Genomic DNA, 23,133 nt, shown 5'->3' on the forward strand with positions numbered 1-23,133 from the left:
GACAGTGTCGTGACAGTTTGAGGACGCTGACACCCTTTAAAAAAGTATATGGTAAGTGGCTTTATTTTATAGTTGCTCTTGTAAAACAGGGCGAGAGTACGCACTTTGGTAGGGTTGAATATAAAGGTGGTTGCCACCTTTTTGCTTTGCCGACTTTTTCGCTAATGCCGCTAACTCCGCCACTTGATGGTGGTTTAATCCTTGATCTGCTCGTAAATCGACAACGCCCACGGATAAGCTTAGTACAGGATGAAAAACCTTTTCGCCTTGTCGGTTGCTCCCCCATACACCACCGACTTGCAGGGTTTCTTGGGTGTAAAACTGGCGCACTTGATGGGCAAATTGATCGAGCACCGCCTGACACTGTTCTTGCCAATGATCATCCGAAAAAATAACGATAAAATCGTCACCACCCACATGGCCAATAAAGTTACGCGTCGGCTCGATGATATTTTTAATTAGATTACTGACCAGCTGAATTACTTCATCCCCCATGGAATAGCCAAAATAATCATTGAAGGGTTTGAAGTCGTTGAGATCAAAATACGCCACATGAAAATTTTCATGATTGGATAAGCGTCGCATGACCTCTTGGTTGATGGGAACGTTCCCTGGCAGGAGAGTAAGTGGATTGGAGTAGGTCGCATTTTGGATTTTCAGTTCTGTAATGCGTCTTAGCAGATCTCTTAGGGAGCCTGTACCAAGGAATTTACCATTATGCACAATGACTATTTCATTGTTCAAGGTATCGGCTTCCTGGTTGGTTACTAGTGTGGATACTGTCGATAGGCTGACATTACTTTCGACTACAATAATGTCTTCACTGAGTAATAGCGCGGCCGATTTATGCTCGTAAAGCGCTCGCCCATAAGGGGTAGAAAATAATTCGTGAAGCTGATGACGCCTTATAACACCAACTGGTTTTTCGTCTTTTAACACCGGAATAGAATGCACATCCTGGTTTTCTTTAAACAGGTTAGAAACTTCATCCAAGTGGCTATCAATTTGAACTGTTGGCGTCACTCGCGACAAGGAGCGTACTGTTTCTGAATGGTCCACTTCAAATATGGATCGCCTTAGTGCTTGTTTCTTTAAATAAGGATGAGTGGTAAATGCTGGTTTGTCCGTTGGATGACCTAAAAAATAGCCCTGTCCAAATTCAATGCCAAGGTCGATTAGTTGATCAAGCTCTTGTTGTGTTTCGATCCCCTCCGCAATCAATGTGCATTTTAACCGCTGTGAAATACTCAAAATGGAGCGCACAAACTCGCGTTTAATTTCGTCTTTATCGATGTTATGGATAAAGTGTTTGTCTATTTTGACAATCTCAGGTTGCAATTCTGACCAAAGACGTAGCCCTGAGTAGCCGACGCCTAAATCATCAATGGCCACATGAAATCCCATGTCTCGATAATGTTTTACACTGAGTCTTGATAGACCATTGTGATCATATTGATGTTGTTCTGATAGCTCGATGACGATGCGCTTTTGGTCCAAGCCTAAATTATTCAGAATTTCCAGCGTCATACCTTTTTGGTGCAAAGGAGAGCTAAGCAAAGAAGCACTTACATTTAAAAATAAACGTCCTTCTAATGCTAATTTAGAAAAGCGAGATAAGGCTCGTTCTCGGCACAAAAGCTCTAACTCATGAAGCAGGCCTTTTTGTGTCGCAAGAGAAAATAGCGCATCGGGATTAAACAGGGCACTGTTTTTGGGTCCACGTGATAATGCTTCATGACCATAGATAGCCCCATTAGACAAATCATATATGGGCTGGAATACTGGTGTAATTAGGCCGTTTTGGATGATTTTATTTAATAGTTTTAGTTCATCTACTTGGCTCATTGTCTTCATCCAAATGTTATCGATTATCCATCCCTGCCACTGCAATTAATTTTATGTCTAAATTATGACGTTTTCATGACAAATGGCTTTTGGCGGCGTCCTGATGCTTATCAGATGTATAAAAAAAGATGATTAAAAACGGATAGTAGCCTTGATTTGAAAAGAGAAAATAGTGGGAGGATGAGAAAAGCGATGTTCTAAAAGGAGAGCTGCAGCCAGATCGATATTATTCTTGTTACACTTCGATCGGTTACAGAAAGCTCTTAGTTATTGCGGCGGCGGTTTGTTTATAATGCTCGCCAACTAAGTCTATTTCACTGCTTGTTGAGTGAAATGTTATGAAGAAAAATTAGTTTGCTGTATGGCCCTGTGAATGGCGTGACGCTGCGAAACCAGAGAAAATATTTTTTACGCTGGTAAAGGCTTTTTTAACCAAAAGAGCAAAGTACTCGCGACGCATTTCATAGGCTTTTTCAACGTAGTAGTCAGTATCTAAATTACCCAAACTATCGTATCTGTAATCGTTTTTCATGGTGTTTCTCCTGTCTGTGGAAGTAGTCTTTGTCGACAGGGTTAATGATAAGAGTGAGCGGAAATTTGTACAAACGATCAATTTTCAGCAAAGAGGTTAGAAAAATTCACCCTTCATTATGAAGCCCTTATAAATAAAGGGCTTCATGGTGAAATGGCCTGGTCGAGGAAGCCTGAATGTATCCTAATTAGCCTGTTGGCTGATTAGCAAGAGTGCGAAATCGTCCTGGTGGAACACCGCTGGCCTTCTTGAAGAAACGTGAAAAATAACCTGGATCTTTAAAGCCTAAATCATAGGCAATTTCCTCTACAGATCGAGCCGTATAAATAAGATTACGCTTGGCCTCCAGGAGCAGTCGGTCACAAATTAAATCATGAACACTGTGATTCAACATGGCTTTACTTAGTCGGTTTAAACGGCTAACAGAGGTTCCTAGCGCGTTGGCATACTCTTCACTGCTCCAATGTTGCTTGTAGTGTTTTTCTATGAGTTCTTTTAGTTCGTGAGTTTGCTGACTTTGAAGGGTAATGTCGGTATTTAATATACCTGATGAGATCTGTTGTCGACGCAATAATAACAAGATTGCTTTGATCAGATATTCACTCATCAAGACACGACCTTTACGGGTTTGTTCTGACTCTTTTTCTAATTGTGACAGTAAGGGCCATAATTCAGAAAATGTCGACTGATAACCGTTAAAGTTGATGTAGCTAGGTTGGCTTACAAGAGGCTTAACGAAGCGCGCTGCTTTTTCTCGGTAGATATCTTCTAGCATTGGCTCGGCAATGGTGATGACCCTGCCGTCAGTATCTGGCGCAAATCGGAAGCCGTGAACAACCCCCGCTGGCACAATGATGGCCCAACTACCGACCAATTTTTGTTGTTTCTCATCCATCTGAACCATAGCTCCACCCGCTTTTAAAATGAGTACCTGAAAGAGCTGAGCGTGACGATGAGCATTGATTTTCCAGTCAAGATTTTCGCTGCGGGAAACAATGTCTTCGATATGAAAAAATTCCGGATCATCAACCCAACTTGATTCACCGTACAGGCCAAAATGAGGGATGTTATTTGTATGTTTCACCATTTTATTCTTCTGTAATATTCGAAAGATGCAATACTCTATTGGATTTAGTGTTAGAGAAAATAACTAATTAAGACAAAATAAAATATTAAGTTCTTGTTTTTATTTAATTAATTTCAATTTTCTTGATGCTTTTATACACACCACATCTGATTAAATTAAGTTATCTTGATCAAAAAGTACAATTTTTTGATCAGAAATGACATAACGTTCAGTGTTTCTATCCCTCACTATGAAGACACTTTCGGGCGTCTTAAGTCTTGTTTTAAAGTATCGCCCTCTCGAATTAACAGCATGTGCATGGTGGCTGTTGAACTGGAACAACAAAAACAATAGGTGAGAGAACATGAAAACAAAAGTAGCGATTATAGGTGCCGGTCCATCAGGTCTATTGCTAGGACAATTATTGGCTAAACAGGGCATCGATAATGTGATTATTGAGCGTGTGTCTGGTGACTATATTCTAGGTCGTATTCGTGCCGGTGTATTAGAGCAAGGCATGGTGGACTTACTTCGCGAAGCGGGCGTGGGTGAGCGAATGGACCGAGAGGGTCAAGTGCACACTGGCGTCGAGCTGGCATTTAACAATAAGCGTGTCAAAATCGAGTTGGAAAAACTGACTGGTGGCAGCACGGTGATGGTATATGGGCAAACTGAAGTGACCCGTGACCTAATGGACGCTCGTTCTGCGGCAGGCTTAACAACCTATTATGAATCAAGCAATGTCGAACTGCATGACGTAAAAACCGATACACCGTATGTGACATTCGAGCATGGGGGTGAACGTTACCGTCTTGACTGTGACTATATTGCCGGTTGTGATGGTTTTCACGGGGTATCTCGGCCAACGATTCCAGCTTCATCACGCAAAGAATATGAGCGTGTCTATCCATTCGGTTGGTTAGGGGTACTTTCCGATACGCCGCCGGTGAATGATGAATTAATCTATTGTAAAACCGATCGTGGCTTTGCCATGACCAGTATGCGTTCTGCCACTCGCTCCCGTTATTATCTTCAGGTTCCTTTGACCGATAAGGTCGAAGATTGGAGTGATGAAGCATTTTGGACAGAACTTAAAAATCGCTTGCCAAACGATGTTGCGGAGAAGTTGGTTACTGGACCAAGCATTGAAAAAAGCATCGCGCCATTACGTTCTTTTGTGTGTGAACCGATGCAATATGGTCATTTATTCCTTGTCGGTGATGCTGCTCATATCGTCCCACCTACGGGGGCGAAAGGCTTAAACTTAGCCGCGTCTGATGTGGCGACATTATACAAAGTGCTGACTCAAGTATACAAAGAAGGTGATAAGGACTGTATTAGCCAATATTCAGATATTTGTCTACGTCGGGTTTGGAATGGCGAACGCTTTTCTTGGTGGATGACCAATATGCTGCATGATTTTACTGGTGAAAATGATTTAGAAACAGAGACTCACGCTAAATTTATGGAGTCTGAATTGAATTTTTATACAGATAACGAAGCCGGGCGCCGTGTGATTGCTATGCAATATGTCGGTTTGCCTTACGAAGACTTGGTGTAATCTATTATTTTCTTCTGATAAAAACCCCATAGAAACCGGTTTCTATGGGGTTTTTTATTGCTGTCCGGTTAACCAATGAAACATCGCTTGAATGGCTTCACTAGACCAGTCGGCTTGGGCCTGTTGTATGGCACTGTCTTTGTTTGTTGAGATACCACGGCCGTTGGCTGTCCATGTGCCAAGTTGATTGCCTGTAGAGTCCAATAAACTTAACGTCCCCTCTTCAAAGACATAAAATCGCCCGTCTTGTGTTTGACTGTGTTGGCGGGTTTGACTGGTAAGTTGAAAGGTAGAGTGCACTTTGGGCGTGAGGCCAAAGGTCGACAGCGCACTATTCAGTGCCTGTGGAAACGATGTGTTTGTGGTATTAAATCCAAATTCAGATAGTGCCTTGTTGGTTTGTGTCTCTAGCGAGGATATGGCTGGGTCTGAATGAAGAAAAGAGCCCACGTGTTGATCATAGAGGGCTAATTTATCATGTGTCGTTTTACGCTTGGCGAACAAAGGGATAAGCCGCATATAAGTACGCCAGTCCTGTTCTCTTGGTGCTGCACCAGGCTTGCTGGAGAGTCGGCTGGCTTGCTGCTGAATGGCCTCGTCAATATCCTGCATAGTGAGCTTTAGTTTCGCTACAATACGATCGCGATTAAGGGATTGCAGGGCGTAGACAACATCTTTGCCAGCAAAGCGGGCTTCATTGACGGTTTGCTCTAGCTCAATCGGCGGCGTTTTGACTTGAGTATAAGCGCTTTGTATACGGGTTACTTGCTCCGGTTGTCCGGTGGCGTTCGAGACTTGCGTATTTTGTGTATTGATTTGACTCACTTGGGTACGCAGTTGTTGTGCGATCTGAGCATTACCATTTTGTTCTGCTTGGGCAAAAGACAAGGCAATATTGTCGATACGTGGGGCACTGCCCACACCGTAAAGGTGTGAGCTGTCTTGAGGGGGAGAGAGGATCCAATGGGGGAGTTTATCCGTCGCTGGTGTCACCAAGTTGGGCGTCACGGCCATGGTAGTATCGTCTTTTACGTTTGTCTCCATGCACCCGCTCAGTAACAGGGTGACGCTTGTGATGGCCAGACAATACGACCAATGCCATTTGGGTCCTGTCTTCCTCATTAGAAAAAGCCTTTTTTCGACAATTTCTTAATTTGTTTTTGACCGTTCCAGACTTCTTCGTTGGTGGTCATATTAATAAGCTTAAGGTCGACCTGATAGAATTTCACGCGCTCGTCGCCGTTGGAATCGACAATTGAGCTGATGGTGCCTGAAAGCGCAAAGTTGGCCCCTTGCTCTAAACCGAATTTCGCAGCAGTGCCAGGGGCGGCATTGAGAGCCTGATCTTCACGTTCTTTACGAATATCACTGCGTTCACTACCAGAGACCACAAAGTTCACATTTCCGGCACGAAGTAGGCTGCGTTTGATGTCGTTGATAAAGGTATCCACCGGAATGTGCTCATCACTTTTATTTCGAATGTCTTGGATGATAATGGTTGGCTTTCTCTTATGGGTGAAATCGTAGTTTTGGTACCAAGGGAAGCTTAACATATCATTAATCATGGCATCGGCGACCAATTTCGAGTCGATGTTATTCCAGCGATCAGACAGGGCGACCTCTTGATCTGGGTTGATGCGCTGAACGGTGGTCGAACAGGCCGTCAGCATCAAGGCAAAGAGTATAAGTATAAAATGTTTCCAATGAGCCGTTTGCATTATTTAAATCCTTGTTGATCTTCTTCAATGGCTAATAAGGGTTACGCAAATTCCACAATGTTATGTTATCGGGTTTTATCACAATTTTGTCATGCGAAAAATCTTTATTATTGATCCTATACTGGGGTGTGTAATCACCTGGGTGCAACGGAATCCGTGTTAGCCGGATTTGTGCCGGTAGGGTGAGCCAGTTTCGGGTGTCCGCCGCAGAGCTGGTAAAAACAGCCACTTGTCCTACTAAGCTTAGTATTAATTTTGCTGTATCGTCGTGGACACTGTTGGCAATGCGAAACGCCAGCCAACTGCGCAATAATTCTCTCACCAAGCTTTCATAGATGTCCCGTTGCGCATTGGATAGTTGCTCCTGCAAGGCGATATCTGATAAGGAGCTCATACGAATGCTAGTGGTCTGGATATCTGAGCCATTTAACGAGATCTGCGGGGTATGGTGGTCTAAGGTGAAACGCGGATAATAGGGCACGGTAATACGAATAAATTGCTGTGTTAATAAGGTATCCAGATGGGCTCGTTTAAGTTGTTTCCATACGGCAGGGCCTAGAATGACCCGTTTGGTAAACACACCACCAAACGCTCCCCATGGCCCTCCTGCTTTGTAGTTGGCGATTAAGTTAAGCGGATTAACGTCAGCATACACCATGGTAAACCAGCGAAAGGCATCGTTTTGTTGGTTGTCACCATTGGCCAAAAGTGGCGCGAGCACTAATGAGTATGCGTTGGGATCGGCGTAGAGTTGCAATGACAGCTCGCTTTTGGCTGGAACAAACCCTTCGTTTTCTAAGACAATGAGCTCCCCATCGCCTTTTTGATAATCTTTAAGTGTTTTTTGCATTTCCGGCGATAATTTTTGTCGGATCAATCTATTGATGTCATCTTGGCTCCAATCTCCGCCTTTACGCATCATACGAATGGTATCTAACCAAGCGCGTTCCGCCGTAATATTAGACAGACCATATTGTTTGGCATAACCAGATTCATACAGTTTAGCGGCTTGCTGATAGCTAATACGGGCATCATCATAGTCTTTGCTTTGCTCGTATTGGATCCCTTCTAGGTAGCGTGCCCACGCATCGTCTCGATACAGATATTTGTCATTATGTCCACGGGTATAAAAACCGCTTAACCAGTCTAGGGCTTTGAGGTAAAACGCTTGGTTTTCTTTGGCATCTAATTCTTTGTAGCTGGGTTCTTGCGCTTGGATTTCATTGAGTTTGTTATCAATGCGGCGAGCCTCGACGAGAGCAGCATCTTGTAATTGACGCTTCTTAATCGGCTGTGTTGCTTGTTGGGCTAAGGCCAGATAATTAAGAGATTTAAGATAGCTGATATAGACACGCTCGAAACCGTTGCCTCGGTAATCGCCCTGCCTTGGATTGCTTAGCAAGGCCCAAGCGCGATTTTTAAAGTTTTCTTGGAAAAAAGTATCACTGAGTATGTCTGCTTTCGCTAGTAGTTGGTTACTGCGTTTATAATCCCCTTGATTCTGGGCTAGGGCGCCCGCTTCCAAGTAGTAAAGGAGTTTATCCTGAGGTTTGTCCAGCGCGCTTTTAAATTGGCTCTCAGCGTCTTTCCAATCACCATGATGGGCAAGCGATAAACCTTTATGGACCTCTTGCTGATAGGTCGCGCAGCCCGATAATAGGGTAATGATTAAGCCGATCAGCAGGTATTTAATAACGACTATGGGACGCGCCATGATTTGACGAGGTAATATTGTTGTCTGTTTATCCATCGACAACATTACTGACCAGTTCCAAAAAATTTATTGGCAACCAAGAGTGCCACCATTGCAATGCAGCCAAAATAGAGCAAAAACCAACGCATTTTTAGGCAATAAGGGCAGGGCTTTTTTTTCTTCTTAGGCATGCTCTTCTTAAACATAGAAATGTCGGCTCATTAACAAGATAAAAAATGTATTATTAAGGTTAGTACTATGCCATAAAAAAAGAGACCCAAGGCCTCTTTTTTAACAAAACACTTGATCTGTTATTACTGAGTAGTGTCTGTCTCAGCTTGTTGGCTTTGTAAGCTTTCTACGTACAACGCATCAAAGTTAATCGGTGCTAGCATAATAGCAGGGAAGCTGCCTTTTACCACGATAGAGTCGACGTTTTCCCGAGCGTATGGGAACAAGGTCGCCGGACAGAAAGCACCAAGAGCGTGATGAAGTTGCTGATCATCCAGACCAGAGATGACAAACAAACCACCTTGCTGTACTTGAACCAAATAAGCAGGCTCATCGCTGTTTTTAACGTTTACTGTGAGGTCTAGAACGACTTCATAAACACTTTCGCCAACTTGACGGCTGCGCGTGTTGAGTTCTAAGCCCACTTCTGGGTTCCACTCTTCTTGGAAGACCATTGGAGAGCGTGGAGACTCAAAAGAAATGTCTTTCAAAAAGACGCGTTGCATAGAAAGCTGTGGGCCTTGCTCTTCGGTTTCGGTCGCTGCAGTGTTTTCAGCCATGGTTACTCTTTCCTTTGTAGGGTTATTATTATCGCTGCATCAGAGCAGCGCCTGCCATAATAAGGCATCTGTATGTTAAGACGACTCCAAGCTTATTTAGCCAGTAGAGCGTCTAACTTTTGTTCACGTTCAAGGGCGAAGAGTTCATCACAGCCCCCGACGTGTAATTCATCTATCCAGATTTGTGGAACCGTATGGCGGCCACTTTTTTCCATCATTTCTTGGCGGCGCTCACGCTGACCGTCTACGTTAATCTCGTTAAAATCGACGCTTTTGCTGGTTAGTAGCTGCTTTGCACGGATGCAAAAAGGGCAGTAATCGCTAGAGTAGATGGTGACATTGGCCATGGTTGCCTCACTTAGTTTTTACCAGTGGTAAGTTGGATGTTTGCCATTCCGTTATACCACCTTTCAGTTTAAAGACTTTTGTAACCCCTGCTTTATTTAATTCTTTGGCAGTGGCATTTGAATTCATGCCTGTTTTACACGCCACGATAATGGCCTTGTCTTTGTGCTTTTCAAGCTTGTTTAGGCTGCTTTTAATTTTGTCTGAAGGAATGTTGATTGCGCCAGTAATGTGTCCAGTTTTGAACTCTTTTTCTGGGCGAATATCTAGAACAATAGCTTCGTCATTGTTCATCATGGTGGTCGCTGTGCTTGTAGACACGCCTTTAGGGCCGCCTTTGGTTTCATTGAAGATCAATGTAATCAAAATCGCGACGAAGACCGCGACCAGTTCCCAGTGGTTGGTTGCAAATGTAATAAGTTGGTTGATCATAATCTCGTAGGCCTATTTAAAAACTGCCAGCATTATACACGGCCTGTGGAATCGGTACATACTCTGTGATGATCAGTGGTAACGAATATGGAAGGGGACGTACTTGATATGGGGTAAATAACCATCAATAGCAAGCCGTTTAAGACCTGCTATTTTAATGGTTTTTTTATGCTAAGTCGCCAAGAATAACCGCTGATTTGCGCTATTTTGTGTTGGTGGAGTCGAAAATTTTATCAGCATTGCCTTCGATAAAACTGTCGAACAGTGTTCCATCAGGTTGTACATGGCGACGGGCAAACTCATAAAAACAACTTGGAATGGTTTTTTCTTCGCCATCAGCAAAGGTGTAGTTTATTTTGTCGGCCATGGTAGAAGATTGCTCCAGAAAAAGCTCAGGAGAGCCTTTTACTAATCCACCCACTTGGTTCAATACATAACCCTCGTTTTGAAGCAGTTGATTGACTTCTTCAATGCTGGTGAAGGTGTCTAGTTTATTGATACTTACGGTGAAATGGTTCGCTTGTAATCCCATGGTGGCTAACCAAGCCGCGTATTCACTGTGCTCGGCAAGGGTATCGTAATCCTTCAGGGTGATGGTTTCCCAGAGGCGGCCTGACCAGAAAATTTCAGGGGTTTGTACGGCATCTTTTGGGATCTGTTTAATCAAGCCCTGGATAATGTGTTGACAGTTTTCTGGTAGTTCTTCAACCAGTAACTCAGATAAGAATATTTTAGGCAAAGAGGAGTCACTGTGTTTGTAACAACGGGCCACAAGGTGTTTGTTTTCAAAACGAAATGCACCATAGGCTTTATAGCCCATGCTTTCGAGCTGCGGTTCTAGCTTTGCCAAGGCAATCGGTGAGTTGGCGAATGTGCGAAAGGCAACATGGTCATTAAGAACCTCTTCGCCATGGCTTTTAAACAAAGTTTGTATACGATCGGCTTGCGGTGTCACTTTGACATAGCTTTGCCATAGGGAGTCAAAGAACGTGGATGGCTGCATAGTAACCTCGATTTCATTGTTGTATTTGCTCAACTGTACTGGATTATTAGCGGAAGATACAAAGGGTAAAAAAGCACTGGTTGATGCGTTTTGATCATGCGACAGGGAGTTCCATATGCCAAACGTCCGTTACTGTCGGTCTGTATTTAAAGAGGGATTGAGTGTCCCATGCGTTTTAGTACTGACGATGTTAGCTTTGGCCGATAAAATCGCTTGGATCAAATGGGCAGGAAAACTGTGTTGTTTGTGATGGGCTAACCCCACCATACGTTTTAGATTGATGTCGTTTAATGGTCGAATGTATATGTCGGTTCTGCCTCGTGCTGAGTGCTCTGGGATTAAAGAAATACCTAATCCTGCAGCCACTAGGTCTAGAGCATACTCTTCTGTTTTGACTGTCGCACGCACGTCCATTGATAAGCCACTTTTTTGCACCAGATAATCCCATGACTCTAAGATGTCGCAAGGCGTACGCGAAATAAAGGGCTGTCGGTCTATTTGCTTGATGGATAAATTGGCGAAGTCAGATAACCAATGATCGGTAGGCATGGCGATGACGTATTCGTCTTCCCATAAGGGATAGAATACATCGTCATCTTGTTTGTAGCGGCTGCATGTGAAGCGTAAATCAGCACTCTCGGTATCATCAACCAAGCTAAGTTTCAGTTCAGGCACTTCTTCTAACATGGTTTTGATGACTTTGCCTATCAAAGCACCGGATAAAAAAGGCATCAATGAAATCGATAGGTCGAGTGATTCGGCCGGTTGAGAAAATAGCTCTCGCATGGCGTTCATTTCACTGACCATTCTACAGGCATGAGGGTAGAGCTGGGTGCCACTGTCGGTTGGTGTAACGCCTTTGGAGTGGCGTACAAATAAGTTGGTGCCTAGATCGTCCTCCAGTTGCGCTAGGGTGGCAGAAATAGAGGGCTGGGCGACAAAGCAGCGTTTGGCGGCGGCGCTCAAACTACGTTCTTCAAACACCGCAATAAAATAGCGTAATGATCGGATGTCCATGTCTAACTCAGCGTCATTGATGAATAGTTTAATCGGTAATGGGAACAGTATGGCGTAGGCTATAGGTAAAAACTAGACCAGAGGCAGGAAATCAGTATTTCTCAATTCAGTCAAAGGCAGTATATGGTGAAGACATTAGAGGTAACGCGGTTTGGCGTCGCCTAGCTCCTTGAATTTAACTAAAGAGGTTCCCCATGACATTAGCTTGTTTAGACACGCTCGATATCAATACGCTCAAACAGGGCGAGACGTTTTTCAGCGTATTAACGGGTAATACACAAGTATTGGGCAGTGGTAGTTCGTTTTCTGTTCGTAGCCCAATTGATGGCGCGGTACTTTCCACTTTTCAAAATGCTACGCCAAGCCAGCTGGATAAGGTGAATGATGAGCTAAAAGACGCCTTTAAAGCGCTGCGTCTTGTACCAGCACCACGCCGTGGTGAATTGGTTCGTCGTATTGGCGAAGAAGCCCGTAAGTATAAACACGAACTGGCCCAAGTGATTTCCCTCGAAGCTGGTAAAATCCTCCCAGAAGCCCTGGGTGAAGTGCAAGAGTGGATTGATGTCTGTGACTTCGCGGTGGGACAATCGCGTATGCTGCATGGCTTGTCGATCGTTTCAGAACGCCCAGGTCACCGAATGATGGAACAATGGCAACCATTGGGGCCTGTAGCTGTGATTACTGCATTCAATTTCCCTATGGCGGTTTGGTCTTGGAACACCATGCTTGGTTTAGTGTGTGGCGATCCTGTCTTGCTGAAGCCATCTGAAAAAGCACCTTTATGTGCGTTGGCCATGTACCAAATAGCGCAAAATGTCATCGCCGACATGCCGGATATTCCGAAAGCATCGGTCAGTGTGATGATTGGCGATCGTGAGCTTGGTGAAGCCATTTCGGCAAGCGATACTTTCCCGCTTGTCTCTGCAACTGGGTCGACTGCTATGGGACGGGCTGTTGCCAAAACCGTCGCGGGTCGTCTTGGTCGTTCCTTGCTGGAGCTCGGTGGAAACAATGCCATGATTGTATCCCAAACAGCGGATTTGGATTTGGCACTGCGCGCGATTGTGTTTTCGGCAGCCGGAACCGCAGGCCAGCGCTGTACCACATTGCGTCGTTTGATTGCCCATGAATCGATTGTCGATGGTTTGGTAGAGCGTTTGACAAAATCTTATGGTTCGCTGCGTATTGGTAACCCATTATCAGATGGTAACTTGGTTGGGCCACTGATTGATGAAGGCAGCTTTGCCCGTATGCAAGCGGCTCTTGAAGCAGCAAAACAACAAGGTGGAACCATTGTTTGTGGTGGCGATCGAGTAACCGAAGGGGTTCCCGAAGGGGGATTTTATGTGCGTCCAGCGATCGTTCGTATCGCCCCTGATGCGCCCATTGTCCACGAAGAAACCTTTGCTCCGATTCTTTATGTATTGACCTACTCGTCATTTGACGAAGCCATTGAGATCCAAAACGAAGTACCGCAAGGTCTGTCTTCAGCGGTTTTCACTGAGAGTATGCGTGAGGCGGAATTATTTATGTCTCCAGCTGGATCCGATTGTGGCATTGCGAACGTGAATATTGGTACCTCTGGCGCAGAAATTGGCGGCGCTTTCGGTGGTGAAAAAGACACAGGGGGCGGTCGTGAGTCTGGCTCTGATGCGTGGCGAAACTATATGCGTCGCACGACGAATACTGTTAACTACGGTGGCGACTTACCTTTGGCTCAGGGAATTGTTTTTGAGTAAGGGAGATCTCAAGCCTTACGATTAGCGTCTATAGCATGAAAGCAAAGGTGAGCAGACGCTCGCCTTTGTTGTTTTTACCTTGTTCTCATTTACTTTGAGGTTTGATTATGTCTGATGCAGTATGCGATTCATTATGGCGGGCAACTGCGCCAGCAGGTCCCGAACTCACGCCTTTAACGGGGTCACAGGATGTGAGTGTGGTGATCGTCGGTGGCGGTTTTACAGGATTATCGGCGGCTTTGCATTTGGCTAGATTAGGCGTCAGTGTAGCAGTGGTGGAGGCTCAAGAAATCGGTTTCGGTGGCTCAGGTCGTAATGTGGGTCTAGCCAATGCGGGGGTTTGGTTAGAGCCTGACCAGCTAGATCAAGCTCTTGGCCCTGAAGCGGGTAGGGTGATGTATGACGCTTTGGCTGCTGCGCCAGATTATGTCTATGGCTTGATTGATGAATATAAAATTGAGTGCGAAGCGGTACGTCATGGCACTTTACATGCGGGCGTCGGAAAAGCAGGACTGGCACAACTGCAACGTCGCTATGAACAAATGAAGAAGCGTGGTGCACCAGTAGAGCTTTTAGGCGCTTCCGAAGCGCAATTACGTATTGGGTCGAGCAAATTTAATTCGGCTTTATTTGATCCTCGTGCAGGGACCATTCAGCCCCTAGCGTATGCCCGAGGCCTAGCCCATGCCGCGATTAAAGAGGGTGCAAAGCTTTATGATTACTCGCCAGTAGACAGCATTTTACCCTGTGAAAATGGTTGGCAAGTGAAAACCAATCAAGGAGAAGTGCGCGCTGAAAAAGTCATTTTGGCGACCAATGCCTACAGTGAACATGGAGTGAGAGTACAAGCGCGCAAGTTCGTCCCCATCTTTTACAGCCAACTGGCGACTAAACCGCTCAATAGCGAGCAGTTGGCGAAAATTTTGCCAAATAAAGAAGGTGTTTGGGACACTTGCACGGTCATGAGTTCGTTTCGTATGGACAAGCAAGGTCGCTTGGTGTTTGGAGGTATGGGCGGTGAAGGTCGTGTGTTATCGAACTGGGCGACCCAACGAGTCACGGAAATATTCCCTGTTTTAAATAAGATCGAATGGGATTATTGCTGGACTGGCAAAATTGCTTACAGTGAAGATCACCTCCCCCACTGCCAACAGCTACAGCAGGGATTATACAGTGTCGCAGGCTATAGTGGTCGAGGCATTGGACCGGGAACCATTATGGGTAAAGAACTCGCTGAATGGTTTACTGATCAGCGCGACTCGCTCTCGGTACCCACTACCTTGTTGCGTAATATCCCTTTGCGTGAACTGAAACGGATGTTTTATGAAGTAGGGGCTCATACTTATCATTATGGACAAAAGGCACATGCGTTAGAGTAGCGTCACAGATGAGTGCTCGGTCCCGCTTTTTGGTCCTGGTCTCATTCACATCATGACATGTGCTAGTTGAACGGTATGGAATGAAATGAGTGCGCAATAATAGTGCATTCGTATCATTCAATGTTTGGGAAACTGTATCGAATACGTTACAGTTAACCTCTCTAATTTTAATAAGTAATGGCTACCACATGCGGCGTTATATTCCGTCGTCAACCGCGCTCAAGTGTTTTGAAGCATCGGTTAGACATCTTAGTTTTACTCGTGCTGCTCAAGAACTGCATCTTACGCAGAGTGCAGTGAGTCGTCAGATTCGTAATCTGGAAGAATTTTTGTCACGGGATTTATTTATTCGTTTGAATAAGCGGCTTGTGTTAACTAGTACCGGAGCGGCGTACTACAAGGAGGTGGTGCCGCTTTTAGATGGTATGGAAATCGCCAGCTTAAAAATGCTCCATCGGGAAGATGAAAAAACGACACTAACAATTTCAGCCCTCCCCACTTTTTCCTCTTACTGGCTGATGCCGCGTTTGGCTCTGTTCCAGCAGGCTCACCCTGAATTTCAAATTAAGCTTCGTTCATTAGATGATGCGGCAAAGATTGATGCAGATAGCATCGACATCATTTTGCATTATGGTGGCGATCATTGGCCCCGAGCGGTTTCTCATCGGCTTATCTCAGAAAAAGTGATTGCGGTGTGCTCACCTCGGCTTTTGCGCCAATTTGATGACACCAAAGCCTTGGCTGATTGGCAGTGCCATGATGTGATCCAGTTTCCTTTGTTACATCTGTCATCGCGAATGAATGCGTGGCCTGATTGGCTGGTGGCTAAAGGGTTAGAAAGTGGTTCGTTTGCGGGCACGTCTTTTGCTCATTTTCATATGTTGTTAGAAGCCGCGAAAAATAACATGGGCATTGCTATTATGCCGACTATTTTGACTGAACAGGCGTTAGAGACTAAAGAGCTTGTTGCCCCTTTTGGCGAAGAAGTCAGAACGCCCAATGAGTATTTGTTATCCTATCCGGCAGACAAAGCGGATTTAGAACAAGTGGTTGCGTTTCGAGATTGGCTATTAGCGAATATTGGCAGTGAATAGAGAAGATTAATGGTTAGAATAGAAAGCAGAGCCTGTAACAAAATTACATGTCTGTGATAGTATCGAAGCAAATGTACCGAAACATCATTATGACCAACTTACGGATGGATCACCATGAATAAGAAAACTACAGCACTCTTTATTCTTGACGGGTGGGGCTACAGTGACACGTCAAAATCCAATGCAATTGCCGTAGCCAATACGCCAAACTGGGATGCTCTATGGGAAAACCAAGCTCATTCTTTTATCAAAACATCGGGTCTTGCGGTTGGCTTACCAGAAGGGCAAATGGGCAACTCAGAAGTGGGCCATATGAACCTTGGCGCGGGTCGTGTGGTGTACCAGAATTTCACTCGAATCGGCAAAGCCATTGAAGACGGCAGTTTTTTTGAAAATGACGTGCTGGTTAGCGCGGTCGACAAAGCTGTTAAAGCCGGCAAAGCGGTTCATATCATGGGGTTATTGTCGGATGGTGGGGTTCATAGCCACTATGAACAAATCATCGCGATGTGTGAGTTGGCAGCAAAACGTGGTGCGAAAGCGGTTTATGTTCATGGTTTCACCGATGGCCGGGATACCCCTCCACGCTCGGCAAAAACCCCCATTGTGACGTTAGAGGAGAAGCTAAAAGCATTAGGTGTTGGCAAGATTGCTACCTTAACTGGCCGTTATTTTGCAATGGATCGTGATAATCGTTGGGATCGTGTCCAAACGGCTTATGATGCCATTGTTATGGGCAAAGGCCTGTTTCAAGCAGAGACGGCAGAAGAGGCCATTCAAGCGGCGTATGATCGTGATGAAAATGATGAGTTTGTGAAAGCCTCTGTGATTGGTGAGCCCGTTTCCGTACAGGATGGTGATACGATTGTCTTTGCCAACTTTAGACCGGACCGCGCTCGTCAGTTGACTCGAGCGTTCACTGATCCAAATTTTGAAGGTTTCAAACGAGAAGCTCACCCTGACTATGCGGCCTTCGTCACATTCACTGAGTTTGCGGCGGATATTGAGGCTGATGTCGCTTTCCCTCCTGTTGCATTAAGCAATACATTAGGGGAAATCTTGTCCAAAGCAGGTAAAAAACAGTTACGTATTGCGGAAACAGAAAAATACGCACATGTGACTTTCTTTTTTAACGGTGGGGAAGAGGCCGTCTTTGAGGGAGAAGAGCGCGAGTTGATTCCTTCTCCTAATGTGGCAACGTATGATTTGAAACCAGAAATGAGTGCACCAGAGGTGACAGATAAACTCGTCGAAGTGATCAAAGCAGGTAAGTACGACACGATTATTTGTAACTTTGCTAATGGCGATATGGTAGGGCACAGTGGTATTTTTGACGCGGCGGTGAAAGCGGTTGAAGCCGTGGATGCCTGCCTTGGTCGCATTGTGGAGGCATTGCAAGAGAATGGCGGTCAATGTTTGATTACGGCAGATCACGGCAATGTTGAGCAAATGTTGAGTGATGATGGTTCTCAGCCTTTAACATCGCATACCAATGGGCCTGTGCCTTTGGTTTTGTTTGCCCCAAATGGCGATCAACATCTAGGGCTGAGAGATGGGGCGTTATCAGACATCGCACCCACTTTGCTGGAGATGATGGGTATGGACAAGCCAGAAGAAATGAGTGGCACCAGTCTACTCACGCATTCGTGAGGTAACAGATGGCAGTTTTTTGTCGTCATGTGCTGTGTTGGTTTTTTCTGTTGCTGTCCAGTGTGAGTTGGGCAGCAACAGCATCAAACTCTGCTCCACAAACGCCTGAGCAAGCAAAGCAGCAAATTGAAGCATTAAAGAAAGATCTACAAAAGCTCAATCGTTGGATGCGGGAAGTGAAATCGCAACGGTCTGATGTGGAAAATCAATTGGAGAGCAAGGAAAAAGCCATCCAAAATCTGATGAAGCAAATTGATCAGCTAAAAGAGAGCTTAAAAAAGGGAGAAAAACAGCTCTCGAAGCTGAAGATTCAGCAGGGCGACCTGCAGCTCAGTATTCAACAACAAAACTCACAAATAGCCGCCCAATTGAGGGCGGTTTATCGTTCTGGCAAACAAGAAGCCATTAAATTTTTGCTGAATGGCTCGGGCAAAGATGTTGATCGATTAGTTCATTACAATCGTTATGTATCCGATGCCCGTCAATCCCTTATTAATGGTTATGCCAGCCAAGTGAATGATCTCAACTTGGTGGAAAAAAGTATCCGTAGCAAGCGTGCACAACAAGCACAAGAACAAGCATCTTTGCTTACTCAGCGTGACAAGTTAAAGAAAGAAAAACAAAGTCGTCGTCAGCTATTGGCGAAGCTTGATCAAGACTTAAAGAAAGGCAGTCAACGCTCCGAGCAGATAAAAAAGAACCAGAAGCAATTAGAAAGTGTATTAAAACAGCTTGAAGAAGCACTGGCTGATATAAAACTACCAGATCAGGATGTGCCTTTTTCATCACAAAAAGGTAAGTTAGTGTCACCACTGAGACCCTTGGTTAAACTGCCTTCAGATGGAAGCATCAATTTGGGTGGGGTGACGTTAAAAGGTAAAGAAGGCGAGCCGGTTCATGCTATTTTCAATGGACGTGTGGTGTTTGCCGACTGGTTAAGAGGGTTTGGCTTTTTACTTATTATTGACCATGGTAATGGTTATATGTCTTTGTATGGTTACAACCAAAGTTTGCTTAAAGAGGTCGGAGAATGGGTCAATGCGAATGACGTTATTGCCACCGTTGGTAGCTCGGGTGGTCGTTCTGAACCCGCATTGTTTTTTGCTATTCGCCATGATGGCACGCCACTTAAGCCACTTGCGTGGATAAGGCGGCGTTAGTGGAGGGCGGCTCATCTCCATAATGAGTCACCAAAGATAACAACAGGAAAAAATATGATGAAGTTCTTAAGTCGAGGAATGGTGTGTTTGTTGGTGGCGTTTTCTATGCAGCCAAGTTTTGCAGCAGATACCTCTAGTGCCAAGAAGGGCGTAGCAGTCAGCGATAAAGGAGTAGAGAACTCGACATTACCGTTGTCGCAAATACAAGCTTTTGTGGAAACCTTTGAAACGATCCGTGACACCTACGTACATCCCATGTCGGATCAACAAATTCTCAATAAAGCGCTCAAAGGCATGGTGTCTGGCTTGGATCCCCATTCTGAGTATCTGACGAAGGAGGAAGTGAAAGATTTTGATCAACTAACGACAGGGGAGTACGCTGGTGTTGGGGTCGAAGTGGAGCTGAAAAATAATAAGCTGGTAATTGTGTCCCCTATCGATGGTTCTCCCGCCGCTAAAGCTGGCATCTTACCTGGAGACGTTATTGTGAAGGTCGGTAATACGGTGGTTACCGATATGGGCTTTGAAGATGTCATGAACCTGATGCGAGGCGATGCAGGCACGACGCTGTCGCTTGATATTGAGCGTCATGGAAAGATCAAGCATTTTAGCCTTAAACGTCAGATGATTGCCGATAATAGTGTCTCAACAAAATGGCTAGGCAATAACATTGCCTATTTGCGCATCAGCCAGTTCCAAGGTGACACGGCCCAAGAGTTTTATAAAGCGATTAAGAAACTGAAAGGGCAAAAGCCAATTAAGGGCGTTGTGTTAGACCTTAGAAACAACCCAGGTGGGGTGTTACAAGCGGCGGTGGGCGTGGTAGATGCCTTTATTAATAAAGGCATGATTGTTTATACCAAAGGCCGAGACGATGTGTCGAAGAGTCAATTTAGAGCGACATCGAAAAACACTCTGTTACCAAACGTGCCTTTAGTCGTGCTCGTCAACCAGGGCTCTGCATCTGCCTCTGAGATTGTTTCAGGAGCTTTGCAAGATCATCATCGCGGCTTGATTGTTGGGACAAATACCTTTGGTAAGGGCTCTGTTCAAACCTTGATCCCTTTGTCGAATGGTGCTGCTGTGAAGTTGACGACTGCGTTGTATTACACACCTAATGGGCGCTCTATTCAAGCTCAAGGCATTACTCCTGATCTTGTTGTTCCCCAAGCTACTTTAAGTTTGGCTAAGGAGCCATTCATCGTGAAAGAGTCTGAATTGAACGGCCATCTAAGTAATGGAACAGGTGGGGCGGATCGTTTTGATACGCAAGGTGCTAAATTAAGTTCGTTAGCGAAAAAAGATTTTCAGTTGTTTCAAGCGGTGACCATTTTGAAAACACTGCCTAAGTTTGGTCACCGTTCTTGAGAGAGTTTATTGTGAAAGTTGTTCTCATTAAGCGAATGATGCGCTTGTTTGTCATGCTATATCTAGGCCTGATCACATGTGTGTCTTTTGCTCATGAAAGTCATCCAGTGTCTTATCATGCGCAGGCTTCGAAAGAGTCTGCGAGTTTTTTGGCCTTAACCTCTTGGCTATCCTCCTTGCCGGGGCCACTGAAGAGTATGCCAGTGTCGTCTGTGGAAGAATCAGGGTTTATGATGTTTGATGCTTTAAACCCTGAGCAGCAAGATGATAATCGTCCGTTGATGCTGCAAACCATTGATGATCGTGTGGTCGATAGACAAAAGTCTAAATCACCAACTAATGGTCCGTCGTTACTTGGTAGAAAAGTGAGGATTGCGATTTTGATTGATGACCTTGGTTATAATCGCAGAGGGATGCTGGGGGCTTTACAACTGCCTAAAGAGGTGGCACTAGCCATCCTACCAATGACGCCATTTGCCCATCAAACGGCGGTGCGCTCTAAAGAGCAAGGACGATTAACCATGCTACATGCGCCAATGGAGAATGAAAGGGAATTAAAACTAGGACCTGGCGGACTGTATGCGCGGATGTCGGAAAAGGAGCTGAAAGCTGCGTTGACAAAAGATATTGATAGCCTGCCAGGAATTCAAGGCGTGAATAATCACATGGGAAGTTTGCTGACCGCCAACCAAAAGTCAATGAATTGGGTGATGCAGACCTTGAAACAGCATCATTTGTTTTTTATAGACAGTTTAACGTCTTCTCATAGTGTGGCGGGAAAAACAGCGAAAAAATATGGGCTAAAAACCACCACGCGGGATGTTTTTTTGGATAACATTCGCACAGAAAAAGCCATAGATCGTCAGTTTTCCCATTTGATTAAGGTCGCAAAACATCGAGGTGAGGCGATGGCAATTGGTCATCCTTATCCAGAAACCTTGTCCTATTTGAAGAAGCGTTTAACGCAACTCAATAAAGATGGTGTTGTACTGGTTCCTTTATCGCAAATACTCAGTCATAACGCTCCTTCTTTATAGTCATCTTGGTCATTCCTGAGGCTGCTTTTGAGCAGCTTCAGACGAGAGTTTTCTTGTTGCCCTATTCTAAGGGCTTGCCTCTCGGTCTTTTTGAAAGGCTGTCGTAGCACTTTTGTAAAAAGACAATTTCCGGAGTTTTTTGATAGAAAAAACGGATTTTTTGACAAACTTTTCTGTTCTTTTTGTCTATATTTAAGGGGTGATGAGCACTTCTCATAAATAACTTGCTAAGCCTTGTTATCCACATTCTTAATGGCGTCGATTATTGCTTTTTTTCGGTGCGATGTTCTTTGCTGTCCCAAATATAATCCTTAAAATGTTTAATTTATAGTTTTTTGTGCTTTCCATTTATCTATATCCGCTATTTTATTTCAAAGATTTGCTTTTTTGATATTGACCAATTTTTGTGCACGGATTAATCTTGTGTGTGAAAAATGTGCACATTTTTTATAAAAAAAATAAATAGTTCCATTTTTATCATCATTTCTTTGGTTTTAATTTTCTGGAACGCTTCTTGCTATTTAATAAAAACGATAAATAAAAAAGTGGGAGCTCTAAACATGTCAAATGCAACTTTAAGAAAAACGTTACTTTCCATTGCGGTAGCAGGTGCTGCGACCTTAGCGCAAGCTGATGTGAATATCGGTGTGGCGGGTCCATTTACCGGTGCCAATGCAGCATTTGGTAAGCAGTTGTGGGAAGGGGCCAAAAAAGCGGCAGCCGACATTAATGCTGCAGGCGGTATTGATGGTGAAAAGATTAACTTGATTAAAGCGGATGATGCTTGTGAGCCAAAACAAGCCTTGTCTGTTGCAAACCGATTAGTGGACTCTGATGATGTTGTGGCGGTGGTCGGTCACTTCTGCTCCTCTTCTAGTATTCCTGCATCAAACGTTTACGCTGACGCTGGCGTGTTGATGGTTAACCCCGCTTCTACTAGCCCTATCTTAACTGATCGTGGACTACCCAATGTATTCCGTGTTTGTGGCCGTGATGATCAGCAAGGTGACGTCGCTGCAAGCTATATCGTGGATACATTAAAAGCCAAACGTGTTGCTATCATTAATGATAAAACCACTTATGGTAAAGGCTTGGCAGACGCCATGAAGAAAACGCTAAATGGCTATGGTGTTAAAGAAGTGATGTATGAAGGTTTGACTCGTGGTGAGAAAGACTTTAATGCTTTGGTAACGAAAATTCGTTCAGTAAACGCCGACTTGGTTTACTTCGGTGGTCTTCATTCTGAAGCGGGCCCATTGGTTCGTCAGCTCCGTGATCAAGGTTCAAAGGCCATCTTTATGTCTGGTGACGGTATCGTGTCCGATGAGTTTGTAACAGTGGCAGGTGGTGCGAAATACGTCAATGGCGTCTACATGACCTTTGGTGCTAATCCAACTAGCTACCCTGCAGGTAAAGCGGTTGTTAAAGAATTCCGTGATAGTGGTTATGAGCCAGAAGGTTACACACTTTACGCCTACACCGCGATGCAAGTAGTCGCTGAATCCCTTGCCAAAACTAATCTAGATCCTGTGGAAGCTGCGACTTGGCTGCATTCTCACTCAGTCAATACTGTTATGGGTAAGAAAACCTTTGATAAAAAAGGGGATCTAACCGTATCCGACTATGTCATGTATAAGTGGGATGACAAAGGTAAATACCATCAACTTGACTAATTGCCCTAATTAGTTGGTTTACTTGCTCAT

Annotated in this window: 20 protein-coding genes; 9 read left to right on the forward strand and 11 right to left on the reverse strand. The window is 44.7% G+C overall.

Annotation, left to right across the window (positions count from 1 at the left end; genetic code table 11):
* Positions 1-66: 66 nt before the first annotated feature.
* The 3 genes from MSP8886_RS03460 to MSP8886_RS03470 all read right to left on the reverse strand — a co-directional run bounded on the left by MSP8886_RS03460 (position 67) and on the right by MSP8886_RS03470 (position 3,464).
* Positions 67-1,845, reverse strand: a complete 1,779-nt coding sequence (locus tag MSP8886_RS03460) for a GGDEF domain-containing protein (RefSeq protein WP_067012683.1) — start codon at positions 1,843-1,845, stop codon at positions 67-69.
* 349 nt (positions 1,846-2,194) lie between these two features.
* The gene (locus tag MSP8886_RS03465) at positions 2,195-2,377 is read right to left on the reverse strand and encodes an RSP_7527 family protein (protein ID WP_067012687.1); all 183 of its coding nucleotides are present in this window, start codon (positions 2,375-2,377) and stop codon (positions 2,195-2,197) included.
* 187 nt (positions 2,378-2,564) lie between these two features.
* On the reverse strand, positions 2,565-3,464 hold the full coding sequence (locus MSP8886_RS03470) for a helix-turn-helix domain-containing protein (RefSeq protein ID WP_067012689.1): 900 nt from the start codon (positions 3,462-3,464) through the stop codon (positions 2,565-2,567).
* A 343-nt stretch (positions 3,465-3,807) separates the two neighbouring features.
* On the opposite strand from MSP8886_RS03470, the gene pobA reads away from it, so the two are divergent.
* Entirely contained in the window at positions 3,808-5,004 is a 1,197-nt protein-coding gene (pobA, locus tag MSP8886_RS03475) for a 4-hydroxybenzoate 3-monooxygenase (RefSeq protein WP_067012691.1), read from the forward strand.
* Between the two features lie 54 nt (positions 5,005-5,058).
* Here the strand turns inward: pobA and MSP8886_RS03480 are convergent, their stop codons facing one another.
* The 8 genes from MSP8886_RS03480 to MSP8886_RS03515 form a co-directional block, all read right to left on the reverse strand.
* Positions 5,059-6,048: an LPP20 family lipoprotein gene (locus MSP8886_RS03480; protein WP_175365257.1), complete on the reverse strand. Its 990-nt coding sequence runs from the start codon at positions 6,046-6,048 to the stop codon at positions 5,059-5,061.
* A 77-nt stretch (positions 6,049-6,125) separates the two neighbouring features.
* Positions 6,126-6,722, reverse strand: coding sequence for a penicillin-binding protein activator LpoB (locus MSP8886_RS03485; protein WP_067012698.1), 597 nt, complete (start codon positions 6,720-6,722; stop codon positions 6,126-6,128).
* Between the two features lie 31 nt (positions 6,723-6,753).
* Complete coding sequence (locus MSP8886_RS03490) at positions 6,754-8,472, reverse strand: COG3014 family protein (RefSeq protein ID WP_245659017.1); 1,719 nt, start codon at positions 8,470-8,472, stop codon at positions 6,754-6,756.
* 257 nt (positions 8,473-8,729) lie between these two features.
* Positions 8,730-9,206, reverse strand: a complete 477-nt coding sequence (gene secB / locus MSP8886_RS03495; RefSeq protein ID WP_067012700.1) for a protein-export chaperone SecB — start codon at positions 9,204-9,206, stop codon at positions 8,730-8,732.
* Between the two features lie 92 nt (positions 9,207-9,298).
* Positions 9,299-9,553: a glutaredoxin 3 gene (grxC, locus tag MSP8886_RS03500; protein WP_067012702.1), complete on the reverse strand. Its 255-nt coding sequence runs from the start codon at positions 9,551-9,553 to the stop codon at positions 9,299-9,301.
* 7 nt (positions 9,554-9,560) lie between these two features.
* Positions 9,561-9,983: a rhodanese-like domain-containing protein gene (locus tag MSP8886_RS03505; protein ID WP_067012703.1), complete on the reverse strand. Its 423-nt coding sequence runs from the start codon at positions 9,981-9,983 to the stop codon at positions 9,561-9,563.
* 202 nt (positions 9,984-10,185) lie between these two features.
* Positions 10,186-10,986 carry a DUF1338 domain-containing protein gene (locus tag MSP8886_RS03510; protein WP_067012704.1) on the reverse strand — a complete coding sequence of 267 codons (801 nt, stop codon included), beginning with the start codon at positions 10,984-10,986 and terminating at the stop codon, positions 10,186-10,188.
* Positions 10,987-11,115: 129 nt separating this feature from the next.
* Entirely contained in the window at positions 11,116-12,003 is an 888-nt protein-coding gene (locus MSP8886_RS03515) for a LysR family transcriptional regulator (RefSeq protein WP_067012705.1), read from the reverse strand.
* 194 nt (positions 12,004-12,197) lie between these two features.
* Here MSP8886_RS03515 and amaB point away from each other — a divergent pair, with 194 nt between their 5' ends.
* From amaB to MSP8886_RS03555, 8 genes are all read left to right on the forward strand, one after another.
* Positions 12,198-13,742 carry an L-piperidine-6-carboxylate dehydrogenase gene (amaB, locus tag MSP8886_RS03520; RefSeq protein ID WP_067012707.1) on the forward strand — a complete coding sequence of 515 codons (1,545 nt, stop codon included), beginning with the start codon at positions 12,198-12,200 and terminating at the stop codon, positions 13,740-13,742.
* 107 nt (positions 13,743-13,849) lie between these two features.
* Positions 13,850-15,121 (forward strand): NAD(P)/FAD-dependent oxidoreductase, encoded by a 1,272-nt coding sequence (locus MSP8886_RS03525; protein ID WP_067012709.1) that lies wholly within the window; start codon positions 13,850-13,852, stop codon positions 15,119-15,121.
* Positions 15,122-15,309: 188 nt separating this feature from the next.
* Complete coding sequence (locus tag MSP8886_RS03530) at positions 15,310-16,215, forward strand: LysR substrate-binding domain-containing protein (RefSeq protein WP_067013028.1); 906 nt, start codon at positions 15,310-15,312, stop codon at positions 16,213-16,215.
* A 114-nt stretch (positions 16,216-16,329) separates the two neighbouring features.
* Positions 16,330-17,865: a 2,3-bisphosphoglycerate-independent phosphoglycerate mutase gene (gpmI, locus tag MSP8886_RS03535; protein WP_067012711.1), complete on the forward strand. Its 1,536-nt coding sequence runs from the start codon at positions 16,330-16,332 to the stop codon at positions 17,863-17,865.
* An 8-nt stretch (positions 17,866-17,873) separates the two neighbouring features.
* Positions 17,874-19,025, forward strand: a complete 1,152-nt coding sequence (locus tag MSP8886_RS03540; RefSeq protein ID WP_067012713.1) for a murein hydrolase activator EnvC family protein — start codon at positions 17,874-17,876, stop codon at positions 19,023-19,025.
* Positions 19,026-19,079: 54 nt separating this feature from the next.
* A complete protein-coding gene (locus tag MSP8886_RS03545) occupies positions 19,080-20,393 on the forward strand; it encodes a S41 family peptidase (protein WP_083200761.1) in 1,314 nt (437 codons plus the stop codon).
* 11 nt (positions 20,394-20,404) lie between these two features.
* On the forward strand, positions 20,405-21,430 hold the full coding sequence (locus MSP8886_RS03550; RefSeq protein ID WP_245659018.1) for a divergent polysaccharide deacetylase family protein: 1,026 nt from the start codon (positions 20,405-20,407) through the stop codon (positions 21,428-21,430).
* Between the two features lie 560 nt (positions 21,431-21,990).
* A complete protein-coding gene (locus MSP8886_RS03555) occupies positions 21,991-23,103 on the forward strand; it encodes a branched-chain amino acid ABC transporter substrate-binding protein (protein WP_067012716.1) in 1,113 nt (370 codons plus the stop codon).
* Positions 23,104-23,133 lie beyond the last annotated feature (30 nt).

This window comes from Marinomonas spartinae, from assembly GCF_900089775.1.
GTDB classification, from domain to species: Bacteria; Pseudomonadota; Gammaproteobacteria; order Pseudomonadales; family Marinomonadaceae; genus Marinomonas; species Marinomonas spartinae.